The organism is Bradyrhizobium sp. WBOS08 (assembly GCF_024585125.1).
Classification (GTDB): domain Bacteria; phylum Pseudomonadota; class Alphaproteobacteria; order Rhizobiales; family Xanthobacteraceae; genus Bradyrhizobium; species Bradyrhizobium japonicum_B.
Genome location: NZ_CP028988.1, coordinates 5,527,543 through 5,541,355, shown reverse-complemented (window position 1 = coordinate 5,541,355; position 13,813 = coordinate 5,527,543). Strand labels below are relative to the sequence as shown.

The 13,813-nt window shown below is 66.3% G+C and carries 16 protein-coding genes; 6 read left to right on the top strand and 10 right to left on the bottom strand.

Annotation, left to right across the window (positions count from 1 at the left end):
- The first annotated feature begins 16 nt into the window (after nt 1–16).
- Both DCM80_RS25995 and DCM80_RS25990 read left to right on the top strand, forming a co-directional pair.
- Nucleotides 17–514 carry a hypothetical protein gene (locus DCM80_RS25995; protein WP_257194325.1) on the top strand — a complete coding sequence of 166 codons (498 nt, stop codon included), beginning with the start codon at nt 17–19 and terminating at the stop codon, nt 512–514.
- A gap of 129 nt (nt 515–643) precedes the next feature.
- Nucleotides 644–1,900 carry a hypothetical protein gene (locus DCM80_RS25990; RefSeq protein WP_257194324.1) on the top strand — a complete coding sequence of 419 codons (1,257 nt, stop codon included), beginning with the start codon at nt 644–646 and terminating at the stop codon, nt 1,898–1,900.
- On the opposite strand, the gene gmk is transcribed toward DCM80_RS25990, so the two are convergent.
- The 9 genes from gmk to DCM80_RS25945 all read right to left on the bottom strand — a co-directional run bounded on the left by gmk (nt 1,833) and on the right by DCM80_RS25945 (nt 10,449).
- Nucleotides 1,833–2,492: a guanylate kinase gene (gene gmk / locus DCM80_RS25985; RefSeq protein ID WP_257180386.1), complete on the bottom strand. Its 660-nt coding sequence runs from the start codon at nt 2,490–2,492 to the stop codon at nt 1,833–1,835. The genes DCM80_RS25990 and gmk overlap by 68 nt on opposite strands.
- A gap of 3 nt (nt 2,493–2,495) precedes the next feature.
- Nucleotides 2,496–3,383, bottom strand: coding sequence for a YicC/YloC family endoribonuclease (locus DCM80_RS25980; RefSeq protein WP_257194323.1), 888 nt, complete (start codon nt 3,381–3,383; stop codon nt 2,496–2,498).
- A 114-nt stretch (nt 3,384–3,497) separates the two neighbouring features.
- Nucleotides 3,498–4,766, bottom strand: a complete 1,269-nt coding sequence (mltG, locus tag DCM80_RS25975) for an endolytic transglycosylase MltG (protein ID WP_257194322.1) — start codon at nt 4,764–4,766, stop codon at nt 3,498–3,500.
- Between the two features lie 123 nt (nt 4,767–4,889).
- Nucleotides 4,890–6,155: a beta-ketoacyl-ACP synthase II gene (gene fabF / locus DCM80_RS25970; RefSeq protein WP_257194321.1), complete on the bottom strand. Its 1,266-nt coding sequence runs from the start codon at nt 6,153–6,155 to the stop codon at nt 4,890–4,892.
- A gap of 107 nt (nt 6,156–6,262) precedes the next feature.
- The gene (locus tag DCM80_RS25965; RefSeq protein WP_008551805.1) at nt 6,263–6,502 is read right to left on the bottom strand and encodes an acyl carrier protein; all 240 of its coding nucleotides are present in this window, start codon (nt 6,500–6,502) and stop codon (nt 6,263–6,265) included.
- A 314-nt stretch (nt 6,503–6,816) separates the two neighbouring features.
- The gene (fabG, locus tag DCM80_RS25960; protein WP_028136843.1) at nt 6,817–7,554 is read right to left on the bottom strand and encodes a 3-oxoacyl-[acyl-carrier-protein] reductase; all 738 of its coding nucleotides are present in this window, start codon (nt 7,552–7,554) and stop codon (nt 6,817–6,819) included.
- Between the two features lie 14 nt (nt 7,555–7,568).
- Nucleotides 7,569–8,528 carry an ACP S-malonyltransferase gene (fabD, locus tag DCM80_RS25955; RefSeq protein WP_257194320.1) on the bottom strand — a complete coding sequence of 320 codons (960 nt, stop codon included), beginning with the start codon at nt 8,526–8,528 and terminating at the stop codon, nt 7,569–7,571.
- A gap of 187 nt (nt 8,529–8,715) precedes the next feature.
- Entirely contained in the window at nt 8,716–9,741 is a 1,026-nt protein-coding gene (locus tag DCM80_RS25950) for a fatty acid desaturase family protein (protein ID WP_257194319.1), read from the bottom strand.
- Between the two features lie 3 nt (nt 9,742–9,744).
- A complete protein-coding gene (locus DCM80_RS25945; protein WP_257194318.1) occupies nt 9,745–10,449 on the bottom strand; it encodes a TetR/AcrR family transcriptional regulator C-terminal domain-containing protein in 705 nt (234 codons plus the stop codon).
- 336 nt (nt 10,450–10,785) lie between these two features.
- Between DCM80_RS25945 and rpsF the strand changes: the two genes are divergently transcribed.
- From rpsF to rplI, 4 genes are all read left to right on the top strand, one after another.
- Nucleotides 10,786–11,289 (top strand): 30S ribosomal protein S6, encoded by a 504-nt coding sequence (rpsF, locus tag DCM80_RS25940; RefSeq protein WP_257194317.1) that lies wholly within the window; start codon nt 10,786–10,788, stop codon nt 11,287–11,289.
- 5 nt (nt 11,290–11,294) lie between these two features.
- The gene (gene rpsR / locus DCM80_RS25935) at nt 11,295–11,534 is read left to right on the top strand and encodes a 30S ribosomal protein S18 (RefSeq protein ID WP_007592020.1); all 240 of its coding nucleotides are present in this window, start codon (nt 11,295–11,297) and stop codon (nt 11,532–11,534) included.
- A gap of 132 nt (nt 11,535–11,666) precedes the next feature.
- Complete coding sequence (locus DCM80_RS25930) at nt 11,667–12,647, top strand: DUF2232 domain-containing protein (RefSeq protein WP_257194316.1); 981 nt, start codon at nt 11,667–11,669, stop codon at nt 12,645–12,647.
- Nucleotides 12,648–12,699: 52 nt separating this feature from the next.
- Nucleotides 12,700–13,299: a 50S ribosomal protein L9 gene (gene rplI, locus DCM80_RS25925; RefSeq protein WP_028136849.1), complete on the top strand. Its 600-nt coding sequence runs from the start codon at nt 12,700–12,702 to the stop codon at nt 13,297–13,299.
- A 37-nt stretch (nt 13,300–13,336) separates the two neighbouring features.
- On the opposite strand, the gene DCM80_RS25920 is transcribed toward rplI, so the two are convergent.
- The gene (locus DCM80_RS25920) at nt 13,337–13,804 is read right to left on the bottom strand and encodes a PaaI family thioesterase (RefSeq protein ID WP_257194315.1); all 468 of its coding nucleotides are present in this window, start codon (nt 13,802–13,804) and stop codon (nt 13,337–13,339) included.
- Nucleotides 13,805–13,813: the final 9 nt, after the last annotated feature.

Here is a 13,813-nt window from a genome sequence, read left to right as displayed (position 1 = left end):
TTTGGATTTTTTGCCCATGCTCCATTCCGTCTCCGGTCCGACAATCCTCGTCGTCCTCCTCACCGCCGTTCTCGCCTCGCCTTCCGCCTTCGCGCAATCCGGCAGCGCCGGGGGATCGATCGGCAATGACGAGAAGTCGCTGTCGGGCTCGCGTTCGGACCGCTCCACCGAGCCCGCGCCGTCGGCGCGCCGGAGCAAGCCGGCGGCCGAGGAGCCGCGCTCGTCGTCGCGGCGCAGCGGCGGCGGAGGTGGCGGCGGCGGCTTTGACGGCGCCTGGATGGTGACCAGCGTCGGCTGCGGCGGCTCCACGTCCGGCGCGGTCGTGGTCTCCTCGGGCAAGGTGATCGGCCAGGGCGTCAGCGGCACGGTCAGCCCGAGCGGCGCCGTCAGGACGTTCGGTCAAGGCGATGGCGTGACCTTCACCGGCTCGGGGCGCCTCGGCGCGCGCAGCGGTTCCGGAACCTGGCGCCGCTCCGACGGCTGCGGCGGAACCTGGAGCTCTGCGAAACAATAGCGCCTGGGAAGACGCTATTTCCTGCGGAACGAACGCCCTGCAAGCCCGATTCAAGCCACATCCTCTCCGGATTTGCGGCTCATTGCCACCCAAGTCTTTGATGACAAAGGGCAGGTCAAGAGTTGCGTCATGCGTAACCGGGAGACCAGGATGGGCAACCGCACCGCAAAATTCGTATCCGCGCTGGCCGGCAGCATGATTGCCGGCCTGCCACTGGCCGCCGTGTCGCAGAACGCGCCGACCCCACCGAGCACGGCCAACCCGGCTACCGACTGCCTCGCTTCGCCCAAGGGCGCAGCATCGCAGGGCCAGCACTGGTACTACCGCCTCGATCGAACAACCAAGCAGAAATGCTGGTATCTGCGCGCGGCCGGCGACAAGGACGGTGCGAAAGCTGTGCAGACCGCGCAGGCCGCGGCCGACACACCATCGGAATCATCAGCATCGCCGCAGCAGACGGTGCAGGACGCGCGCGCCGAATATGTGACTCCGCGGAATGGCGCGCCCCCCAAGGCGCCGAACGCGGTGACCCAGGTCGCACCGGCGAGCCCACCACCGGCTCAACAGCCCGCGAACCAAGCGGCTGAGGGCAGCGCGCAGCAAGCGCCCGCCTCGCCATGGCCCGATGTCCCGGCAGCGTCCACCGCTCCAGAGCCGCAGCCGGCAACGACCGTGGTCACAGCAACTGCGCAACCGAAGACAAAGCCGCCAAAATCCCCTGCCCCGCCCCCGCCTGCCGCAGCAGACGGCATGACCGACAAACCCGGCGGCTCGGTGCAGATGCTGCTGCTGGTGATCGGCGGCGCGCTGGCACTCGCGGGCATCCTCGCCAGCGTGATCTACCGTTTCGCCCGCAGGCGCGTGCGCGTTCAAGCTGCTTTCGATCGCCGCGGGCATTGGGACGATTGGGCGCCGCAGGATCACGACGGAAGCCGCGCGCCATGGCTCGGTGCGAATTCAGCGGCCCAGCCGCACGCGCAAGGCGGCCCGGTCGACTTCGATGAAGTACGACCGCAGACCGCACAGCTCGCGGCATTCACCAGGGAGATCTCCGTGATCGCGGCCCAATCCGCCTCCGTCCGCAGCAAGGCTGGCGAGCTCGCCAAAGCCGACATCTTCAACGGCGCGTTCGCGATCGAAGCCGCGCCCCGGCTCGCGGCCAAGGCGACCGACGACAAGGCGACGGACGACAAGGAGCCCGCTGCCCGCGACGAGGCCGATCGCAATGACGATGTGAAGAGCGAGGATGGCGTCGACGTCGACGTGATCACCGCGATGCTGGAACGGCTGGCGAAGCAAGGGCCGCAGCTGCCAGAGCCTAGCCCTGCAGCTGGCCTTGCAAACCTCGCACGAAACCAACGAGGCCAATCCGCCGCTCGCGCTTGAGGCGCTCGGCCTTCAGGATCGACTGCACCTCGGCGAAGGCCTCATCGACGTCGTGGTTGATGACGATGTAGTCGTACTCGGCCCAGTGGCTCATCTCGTGGCTGGCGCGGCTCATGCGCTTGCGGATCACCTCGTCGGAATCCTGCGCGCGCGAATGCAGGCGCTTTTCGAGGTCGGCCGCCGAGGGCGGCAGGATGAAGACGCGGACGACGTCGACGCTGGCTTTCTGGTGCAGTTGCTGCGTGCCCTGCCAGTCGATGTCGAACAGCACGTCCTTTCCGGCAGACAGTGCCGCCTCCACCGGAGCACGCGGCGTGCCGTAGAGATTGTCGAACACGGTGGCCCATTCGAGCAGTTCGTCGCCCTTCACCATGGCTTCGAAGCGCGGCTTGTCGACGAAAAAGTAGTCACGACCCTCGACCTCCCCGGGTCGCTTCGCGCGCGTGGTCGCCGACACCGACATCTTCAGGCCGGGCTCACGGTCGAGCAACATCCGCGACAGCGTGGTCTTGCCCGCGCCAGAGGGCGAGGACAGCACGAACATCAAGCCGCGCCGCTCGACACCGTCAGTTCCGTGATCGCCCGTCGTCATCGATCACTCCAGATTCTGGACCTGCTCGCGGAACTGCTCGACCACGTTCTTCATGGCCAGCCCCGTATTGGTCAGCTCGATGTCGTTCGACTTCGAGCAGCAGGTGTTGACCTCGCGGTGAAACTCCTGCGCCAGGAAGTCGAGCTTGCGGCCGATCGGGCCGCCCTTGCTGATCAGCTCGCGCGCCTGCGCGATATGGGATGCGATGCGGTCGAGCTCCTCGCGGATGTCGGCCTTGGTGGCGATCAGGATCGCCTCCTGCATCAGACGGTCGGAATCGAACCGGTCGGAGGTGTCGAGCAGCGCTGCGATCTGCTCGGTGAGCCTCGCCTTGATCGCCTCCGGCCTGCGACCGGGCGAAGCTTCCGCCTTCTTCGCCAATTGCTCGATCTCGTCCACGCGCTGGGTCAGGATCTGGCCGAGCGAGGTGCCCTCGCGCTTGCGCATCGCGACGAGCTCGGCGAGCGCCTTGTCGAAGGCCTCGGCGGCAGCGGCACGCGCGGCCTTGTCCTCCTCCTCGTCGCCCTCGGGCTCGGCGACCTCGACGACGCCCTTGATGGCGAGCAGGCCGTCGATGCTCGGCGCCACCGCGTCGACCTTGCCGGCGATCATGGCGGCCGCCTTCAGGACGGCGTTGAGCACATCCTCGTTGACGCGAACCGTTGCGGCGGCGTTGGCGCGCTTGACGTTGAGATTGGCGTAGATGGTGCCGCGCGACAAAAGCTCGCCGGCGCGCTTCTTGGCGTAGGCCTCGAGCTCGTCGAAGCCCTGCGGCAGCCGCACCCTGAGGTCGAAGCCCTTGGCGTTGACGGACTTCAATTCCCACTCGAACGTGTACGGCCCGCTTGCGCCGTGGCATCTCGCAAAGCCGGTCATGGACGACAGCGCCATCAGGTCAAATTCTCCAGAAACACGGGATTCGCGAGGCATCAAGCCACGCGAATCTTAAGACTATTTTGCAGGAAAGTGGAATCCGCAAAGTCCGCAGCAGCGATTGCGACGGATCTAGCGCTGGACCACCGGCGGCGACGGCTGCACCGCGCCCTGCCGCGCCGGAGCTGCCGGACGTGCCGCCGGCGGCTTCTTCTGCTGATTGGGCCGCGCCGGCGTGGTCGCCGTCGGCGTATCGGCGGCTCCGGGCGCAGCGGCGGCGGGCGGCGGCGCTTCCTCTGGCGGCTCGACCGTGTCGTTCTGGATCTGCTTTTCCATCGCGCGCAGCTTGGCCACGTTCTTCTGGTGCGCGTCGTAGGTCTCGGTAAAGGCGTGCCCGCCGCTGCCGTCGGCGACGAAATAGAGGTCGCGGGTGCGGGCCGGATTGGCGGCGGCCTCCAGCGAGGCGCGGCCGGGATTGGAGATCGGGCCCGGCGGCAGGCCTTCGATCACATAGGTGTTGTAGGGCGAAGGCTGCGTGATCTCGCTGCGCTTGATCGGGCGACCCAGCGTGCCCTTGCCGCCGACGAGGCCGTAGATGATGGTCGGATCGGACTGCAACTTGATCCGCTGCTTCAGGCGATTGACGAACACCGCCGCGACGCGGCTGCGCTCGTCGGGCTTGCCGGTCTCCTTCTCCACGATCGAGGCCAGCGTCACCAGCTGCTCCGGCGTCTTGACCGGAATGTCCTGATTACGGCGCTCCCAGATCTCGGCGAGCACGCGTTTGTGCGCCTGCTGCATGCGCTGGACCACCTGCTCGCGCGGCGTGCCGCGCGGGAACTTGTAGGTCTCCGGCAGCAGCGTGCCCTCGCGCGGCAGCTCGCGCACGCTGCCGGTGAAGATGTCGTTGTCGGACAGGCGCGCCACGATCTGCTCGGAGGTCAGCCCCTCCGGAATCGTGACGGCATGCTGCACCACCTTGCCCTCGACGATGGTGGCGATGACGTCGCGGAGCGAGGCGTTCTTCTGGAACGAATATTCACCCGGCTTGAGGTCCGAGCTCGCCTTCAACGCGGCAACGCTGGCGATGAACACCCAGGGATTGATGTCGGTGACGCCTTCCCGGTTCAGCGTCTCGGCGATGTCGCGCTTGCCGGCGCGCTGCGGGATGTTGACGATCTTGTCGTCCTTCAGCGGCCCGGGCGCCTCGAGCACCTGGCGGCCGTAATAATAGACGCCGCCGGCGCCGAGCATGGCGATCAGCAGGAGGGTGATGATGGCGTTGCCGACGACCACGAAAGGATTGCGCGCACGGTCCGAACGCTTCGGCGGCGGCGGGAGCTGCTCGGGCTCGAGCGCTGCCCGCGGACTCCGGGGCGAGATGGGCGGCCTTTCACTCATAGAAGCAACCTGAATCCTGCCGGTTCAATAGCGGCCCGACCATCGCTTGCCGAGCCAAATGCACGCCCACTTCCATGACTATCGCCGAATACGGCAAAACGGTGGATTCGTCTCAAACGCAAACTAATCGGCCAAACGTCGGACGATCACCGACGCATTGGTACCGCCAAAACCAAACGAGTTCGACAAGGCAACATTGACCTCACGCTTCTTCGCAACGTGCGGCACGAGGTCGATCGCAGTTTCCACCGACGGATTGTCGAGGTTGATCGTCGGCGGCACGACATTATCGCGAATCGCGAGGATGGCGAAGATCGCCTCGATCGCCCCGGCCGCGCCGAGCAGATGGCCGGTCGACGATTTGGTCGAGGACATCGCGACCTTGGAGGCGGCATTGCCGAGCAGACGCTCGACGGCACCGAGCTCGATCTCGTCGCCGAGCGGTGTCGAGGTGCCGTGGGCGTTGATGTAGTCGAGATCGGATGCGGTCAGGCCGGCGCGCTTGAGCGCGGCCGACATGCTGCGGAAGCCGCCATCGCCGTCGGGCGACGGCGAGGTAATGTGATAGGCATCACCCGACAGACCGTAGCCGATCACCTCGGCATAGATCCTCGCGCCGCGGCGCCTCGCGTGCTCGAGCTCCTCCAGCACCAGGACGCCGGCGCCCTCGCCCATCACGAAGCCGTCGCGGTCCTTGTCGTAGGGACGCGAGGCCTTCTCGGGCGTCTCATTGAAGCCGGTCGAAAGCGCGCGCGCGGCATTGAAGCCGGCGATACCGATGCGGCTGATCGGCGACTCGGCGCCGCCTGCGACCATCACGTCGGCATCACCCAGCGCGATCAGGCGGGCGGCATCGCCGACCGCGTGCGCGCCGGTCGAGCAGGCCGTGACGACGGCATGGTTAGGCCCTTTCAGCCCGTGCGCGATCGAGACGTAGCCGGAGGCGAGATTGATCAGGCGGCCCGGAATGAAGAACGGCGACACCCGGCGCGGTCCGCGCTCCTTCAACAGGATCGCGGTTTCGGCGATGCCGCTGAGGCCGCCGATGCCGGATCCGATCATGGTTCCGGTCGCGCACTTGTCTTCTTCGGACTCGGGGTGCCAGTTGGCGTCGTCGAGCGCCTGGCCGGCCGCGGCCATGCCGAAAATGATGAAGTCGTCGACCTTGCGCTGGTCCTTCGGCTCCATCCACTTGTCGGGATTGAAAGTGCCGTTGCTGCCGTCGCCGCGCACGACGGTGCAGGCGTATTTCGTCTGAAGATCGGAGACATCGAAGCTCTCGATCGCGCGCGCGCCGCTTTCACCGTTGAGGATGCGTTTCCAGGTCGGTTCGACGCCGCAGCCGAGCGGCGACACCATGCCGAGACCAGTGACGACAACCCGCCTCATGTCCGAAAACTCCGCATCGAAAGATTCACGGCCAATAACAAGAAACCGGCTGACCGCTGCGAAGCGGCCCGTCCGGTTTCAATGTTGTCCCCGCGAAATGAAGAGCGTCAGCTCTTCGCGTTCTTCTCGAGAAACTTCGTGGCATCGCCGACGGTGAGAATCGTCTCCGCGGCGTCGTCCGGAATCTCGCAACCGAATTCCTCTTCGAACGCCATCACCAGCTCGACGGTGTCCAGACTGTCGGCGCCGAGGTCGTCGATGAAGCTCGCGTTGTCGACAACCTTCTCGGGTTCAACACCAAGGTGTTCGACCACGATCTTCTTAACCCGCTCGCCAATGTCACTCATTGCTTAACCTCGTGTTGTTCCCTGTAGACCCGACCCCCCGGGACGATACGAGCCGTCGTGGTCGTGTTACTTGCCTTCGCTTACGAACTTTGATTTGGCCCCATCCTAACCGATACAGGGCCCGGCGAACGACGGCCAAGGCTCCGCATCGCCAATATACAGGGTTTCAAAAACCTGCAATGGCGTTCTTTGCCCATCCGTTGAAGGTCCGGTTATCACACTTCAATTGCCTTGACTACAAGCCTCATTTCACTCCGGAAACGGCCGTTTGCCGCATTCCACGCCGACCGTGTGGGCAGCGCGGAACGAAGACCTCAGATCATGGCCATGCCGCCGTTGACGTGGATGGTCTGGCCGGTGACGTAGGCTGCTTCGTTCGAGCTCAGGTACACCGCCGCCGCGGCGATGTCCTCGGGCGTCCCCAGACGGGCAGCCGGAACCTTGGTCAGAATCATTTCGCGCTGCTTGTCGTTGAGCGCGTCGGTCATCGGCGTCTTGATGAAGCCCGGCGCGATGCAGTTCGCGGTCACGCCGCGCTTGGCGTATTCGGCGCCCAGCGTCTTGATCATGCCGATCAGGCCCGCCTTCGAGGCGGTGTAGTTGCCCTGCCCGGGATTGCCGGTGACGCCGACCACCGAGGTGATGGCGATGATGCGGCCGAAGCGCTTGCGCATCATCAGCTTGGTGGCGGCACGCGCGAGGCGGAAGGTCGCGGTCAGATTGACGTTGATGACCTCCTCCCAATCCTCGTCACGGAGCTGCACGAAGAGATTGTCGCGGGTGATGCCGGCATTGGCGATGAGGATGTCGACCTGGCCCATCGCGGCTTCCGCGGCGGGCACCAACGCCTCGACCTCATCGGCCTTGGAGAGATTGCAGGGCAACACAAAGACGCGCTCGCCGAGCTTGCCGGCAAGCTCATCCAGCACTTCCTTGCGCGTTCCTGAGATCGCGACGGTCGCGCCCTGCGCGTGCAGCGCCTGCGCGATCGCGCCGCCGATGCCGCCGGTGGCGCCAGTGACGAGCGCCTTCTTGCCAGTCAGATCGAACATCGATGACAACTCCTCTAGGCCCGCTTCGCAGCGGCCAGTGCATCCTTGGCGGCGGCGATGTCATTGGGACCGCCGACCGCAACGCCGACGGCACCGTCCGCGATGCGCTTGACGAGACCGGTCAGCACCTTGCCGGCGCCGATCTCGAAGAATCGGGTGACGCCCTGCCCCGCCATATAGGCGACCGACTCGCGCCAGCGCACCGTTCCGGTGACCTGCTCGACCAGGCGGCGGCGGATCTCGTCGGGGTCGGTGATGGCGCTCGCCAGCACGTTCGACACCAGCGGCGCGGCCGGCGCCTTGATCGTGACCTTCGACAGCGCCTCCGCCATGGCGTCGGCGGCGGGCTGCATCAGCCTGCAATGGAACGGGGCGGACACCGGCAGCAGCATCGCGCGCTTGGCGCCCTTGGCCTTTGCGATCTCGACGGCGCGATCGACCGCAGCCTTGTCGCCCGAGACCACCACCTGCCCGCCGCCGTTGTCGTTGGCGGCCTGGCAGACCTGCCCCTGCGCCGCCTCGCCCGCGACCTCCATGGCGGCCTCGTAATCGAGGCCGAGCAGCGCGGCCATTGCGCCGGCCCCGACCGGGACGGCCTTTTGCATTGCGAGACCGCGGGTGCGAAGCAGACGGGCGGTATCCGACACCGTCAGGCTGCCGGCCGCAGCGAGCGCAGAGTATTCACCGAGCGAATGGCCGGCGACGAAGGCCGCGTCTCGTCCCACGGAAAAACCGGCCTCGGCCTCCAGCACGCGCAGGGTGGCAATCGACACCGCCATTAGCGCCGGCTGGGCGTTCTCGGTGAGCTGGAGCGTTTCGGCCGGACCATCCCAGATGATGGCCGTCAGCTTCTCGGACAGCGCGGCATCGACCTCGTCAAACACGGCGCGCGCCACCGGAAAGGCGTCGGCCAGGGCCTTGCCCATGCCGACCGCCTGGGACCCCTGCCCTGGAAATGTGAATGCTGCCGTCATCGGCGCTCCCTGCTTGTCGGGCACGATCCCTCGAGAACCGGCAGCCGATTACGCGCGGCCTTGGGTGGTGGTTCCTTGGGCCATGGTTCCGGATCACGCTCCAAAGGGGGCCGTAGACACCGTCAGAGGCCGGACTGTCAAGCCGCGATGGGAACCCCGGCCGGCATTCAACTGGGGATACGCAGGCTCAAAACCCGCCGGCAGTCTGGTTGGCGTCGACCTTCGCCCCCGCCTGCGCACGGCGCGCGCTGTTCACCAACTCACCTCGCCGGTCATCCCGATCGGGCCTCGCCGTCGCCAGCCGCAGCACCGCGGCATAGCCCGGCTGCACCTCCATGCGGCCGGCATAGCGGCTCGCGCTCAGCAGCCGATGCACCTTCGGCAGATTGTAGCAGGGCACGTAGAACAGCAGGTGATGCTCGAGGTGATAGTTCACGTAGTACGGCGCGATGAACAGCCGCTCGAGAAAACCGGCATGCGTGGTGCGGGTGTTGCGCAAGGGATCGCTGCTGTCGGGAACGACGGCGTGCTCGGCGATATTGCGGATGCGGGTGATGACCATCATCCAGGTCAGGAGCGGCACCAACCATAACAGCGGGTAGGCCCACCACACGCCCGCCGCCGCGCACGCGGCGAACATCAGCGCATTGACGATACATTGCGGACCGAGCTTGTCCCAGAAATGAGTGAGGCGTTGGCGCCACGGCCAGTCCTTGGCGCCGAGCGCGTTGAGCAGCTGCGCCTTGCGCTGCTGGTAGCCGGTCTGTCCGGTGATGTCGCGAATGAACTTGCGGCGATAGCTCAGCTTCGTGATCGGAAACGGCGCCGACAGCACGAGATCGGGATCATTCTCCTGCTGCGTGCGCGCATGGTGCTGCAGGTGGTAACGCCGGTAACTGCGCGTCTCCGCAAACAGCGGATAGGCACACAACCATTGGCTCAGGGCCAGATTGGTCTTCTCGTCGGCGGACAGGCAGCCATGGGCGCCGTCATGCATCAGGATCGCGAGGCCCAGCTGGCGCGAGCCGATGATCGCGACGGCGAGGACATAGGTGACGGGATTGGGCCACCACGCGACCAAGGCCATCGCACCAATGATCAGCGCCCAGGCGTGCGCGATCAGCGCAACGCCTTTCCAGGTCACACGCCGGCGCACGTCGGCAAGTTGGTCGTCGGTCAGGAAATCGCGGGCACGCATGCGAAGCGCGGTCATGGCCTAGCTCTCCTCGTCCGGCGTGGTCGTTGCGTCACGCGCCTCCACAAGGCGCAGGCGCGCCGCGTCGGTGGATTTCGCCTGCTCGCCGAGCACCCGCAGCATCTCGGCGCAGAGCTCCTGGGGCGAGCGGCCCATCGCATAGCCTTCGAGAATGACGCCGATGGCGACGGCCCAGAACCGCCGCGAGCTTTCGTCGGGCGCACGCAGCGAACGCCAGCCGTGCCGTGCCACCTGGCTCGCATAGGCGCGCGCGCCTTCGCCGTGCAGGCGCTCGATGGTGCGCTCGACGAGGGGCGCAAGATCCTGGCGGCGCCGCGTCAATGTCAGCGCCTCGGCGAAGAACGCGACGGAATCGCTCGCCGTCACGGTCTGTGCCAGCGCATTGGTGTAATCCCGCGGCGTCCGCGCCTTCTCCGCCGCCTGCTCGGTCGCACGCGCCAGATACAACAGCTCGCGGCAGGCGCATTCGACGAACAGCGCCTCCTTGGTGCGGAAGTAATAGGTGATCTGGCTGGGAAATGCGTCCGCCGCGGCCGCGATGTCGGTGATCGCCGTGCCCGACAGCCCCCGCTCCCGGAACAGCGGACTGGCCGCATCCAGCAGCAGCGAGCGCATCTTGCGGCCGGCCGACCGTGTCGCGCGCGCAGCGTGCTTCGGATCGCCCGCCGACGCCTCGAACGGAGCCTCGATCGATTCACCCGCCATCAAGTCCTCCCGACGCATTCTTTGTATGTTATACAAACAAATAGGTCAAGCCGGTATGGGAGGGTGGATTGGCCGCCCCGGCGGCCCCGTGTCGGCCGAAAGCCCGACGCTCGAACCTTGCCAAGTCGGCCAAAATCCGTATAAGGCGCGCATCCGCAGACCCCGGCCGGGAGCTGAACGGACGGTCTCAGCAAATCCTTCGTGATTTTGGTGTGGCAGGGCCAGTCGGCCCGTCGTCCCGTGTTTCCGCCTTCTGAGCTTAATCCCAGAGTCCTTTCCGAAGGCCTCTTAAGGGCTTGACGCCGGGCGATGCGCCAACATGAGGAAAGGACCACCATGGCTCTTTATGAGCATGTTTTTCTCGCGCGTCAGGACGCGAGCACGCAGCAGGTCGAAGAGCTGACTGCGCAAATGACCGGGATCGTCGAGGGTCTCGGCGGCAAGGTCACCAAGACCGAGAATTGGGGCGTGCGCTCCCTCACCTACCGCATGAACAAGAACCGCAAGGCGCACTTTGTGCTGCTCAACATCGACGCGCCGTCCGCGGCGATCGCCGAGATCGAGCGCCAGGAGCGCATCAGCGAAGACGTGATCCGCTATCTCAGCGTCCGCGTCGATGAGCTCGAGGAAGGCCCGTCCGCGATGATGCGCAAGGCCGACCGTGACCGCGAGCGTGACGACCGTGGCGGCGGCTTCCGCGGCGAGCGTGAAGGCGGCTTCCGCGGCGACCGCGAGGGCGGTTTCCGTGGTGGCGATCGCGACGGTGGTGGCTTCCGCGGCGACCGCGGCCCGCGCCGTCCGCGCGAAGACGCTGAAACCACCACGACGGATGGGGAGTAAGAACAATGGCTGAAGCTGGTGCACGCCGCCCGTTTTTCCGTCGTCGCAAGAGCTGCCCGTTCACGGGCGCCAATGCTCCGAAGATCGACTACAAGGACTCCAAGCTCCTGATGCGTTACGTCTCCGAGCGCGGCAAGATCGTGCCGAGCCGCATCACGGCGGTGTCCGCGAAGAAGCAGCGTGAGCTTGCCCGCGCCATCAAGCGCGCGCGGTTCCTGGGCCTCTTGCCCTACGTCATTCGCTAACACGACCAATCCGGCCGGCGGCCTTGAGCCGCCGACCGCAACTTTTTCGATCTCATAAGGCTTCCGGGTCGTCCGGTCGCCGATGGTTGGGGCAGACGAGCCTCTAACCGCTCGAAGGGAGCGGGACAGCTGATGATGGCTTTTGCACTGATTGGCCTGATCGCCGGCGCTGCGTCGGCCCTGATGTTCGCCTCGATCATTTCGGGCGCGCTGATCTCGCTCGTCCTGTTCTATCTCGCTCCACTGCCGCTGATGGTCGCCGCGATCGGCTGGGGCCCGCTTTGCGCCAGCCTCGGCGGCATCGCTGCTGCAATCAGCCTCGGCGCCCTGTTCGGCCTGCCCTATGGCATCGCATTCGCACTCACCGTCGCGCTGCCGGCCTGGTGGCTCGGCCATCTCGCCCTGCTCAGCCGTCCGGTGGGAGCTGTCGCGCCGGAGGCTGCCGCGGAACCCGCCGCCGCAGCTGAACTCGAATGGTATCCGGTCGGCCGCATCCTGCTGTGGCTCGCCGGCTTTGCCACGCTGACCACGTTGGCTGCCCTGCTCACGCTCGGGACCGACGCCGAGACCATCCTCGGCACGCTGCGGCGCGGCCTGATGCGCCTCCTCCGCGCCACCGACCCGCAAACCTCCGGCGAAGCCGGTCAGTTCGTCGACGCGCTGGTGCGCATGGCACCGGCCGGGGCCACCGTCATCGCGATGATGACGCTGACCCTGAACCTCTGGCTCAGCGCCAAGATCACCTCCACGTCGGGCCGGCTGCGGCGCCCGTGGCCGGACTTGAAGACGGCGGAGCTGCCGCCGATGACGCTGGTGGCGCTCTGCGTCGCGCTCGCCTTCTGCTTCACCGGCGGGCTCGTCGCGATCGTCGCTCAGATCACCGCGGCGGCGCTGATGATTGGCTATGCGCTGACCGGCTTCGCCGTGCTGCACACCCTCACGCTGGCGCTGAAGAGCCGCACGTTCTGGCTCGGCTCGACCTATGCCGTCGTGGTCGTGTTCGGATGGCCCGTGATCGCAATGGTGATCCTCGGCCTTGCGGACGCCATGTTCGGCTTCCGCGAACGCTTCCTGCGCAGCCGGCAGCAGCCGCCGCCGCTGCCGACCCCCTGAGTTCAACCCCGAAAACCGAAAACCCACAGAGCACTTCAATAGGAGAACGAATATGGAAGTCATTTTGCTGGAACGCGTCAACAAGCTCGGCCAGATGGGCGAAGTCGTGAAGGTTCGCGACGGCTACGCCCGCAATTTCCTGCTCAAGCGCGGCAAGGCGCTGCGCGCCACCGCCGACAACCGTGCCAAGTATGACGGCATGAAGGCCGAGCTCGAGGCCCGCAACCTCCAGGCGAAGGGCGAAGCGTCCAAGGTCGCCGAGAAGATCAAGGACAAGAACATCATCGTGATCCGCCAGGCTTCCGAAGCCGGCCAGCTGTTCGGCTCGGTCACCGTGCGCGACATCGTCATGGCGTTCGAGGCCGACGGCGTCCACCTCGACCGTCCGCAGGTGCAGCTCGACGCGCCGATCAAGACCATCGGCAAGCACACGGTCATCGTTGCCGTTCACCCCGAGGTCGAGGTCGAGATCACCGTCACGGTTGCGCGCAGCCAGGATGAGGCCGAGCGCATCAACCGCGGCGAGGACATCTCGACCCGCAACGAGGACCGCGACGCGGCCGCCGAGGCGATCGCAGCCGCCGGCGAGTTCTTCGATCCGGAAGCCGAGCACGACGAGGTCGCGCCGGCGCCGGCCGCGGAAGAGAAGTAAGCCTCGCATTCGCGCGAGACCGCGAAGCCCGGCTGCCTCAGGCGGCCGGGCTTTTCGTTTTCGCGGCAACGTCCTCGCTCAACATCGCGATCGAGGCCAGCGCCGTTGCCGTGTGCTTCTCGACACCGCCGCTGACGCAGAATACGTCGGCGGCAACCACCGAGACCTGACGGCCCGGCTTGATCACGCGGGCCCGGCAGATCAGCTTCTCGCCGACCGCGGGCGACAACAGGTTGAGCTTGTATTCCGCCGTCAGCGCCGGCTGGCCGCGCGAGGTGGCGGCTGCGATCGTCGTGGCGTTGTCGACCAGGAAGGCGGTGACGCCGCCGTGGAAGAAGCCGTGCTGCTGCAGCAGCTCCGGCCGGCGATCCACGGCAATCGTGCAGGTGCCGCGCGTCAATTCCGACAGCTCGGCGCCGACCAGGTTCATGAAGCCCTGCCGGCCGACATTGGCATGAATGTGCTCGGCAACGGCCGCGAATTCCGGATCTGCTTCGGCGCGCATGCAGTTTCT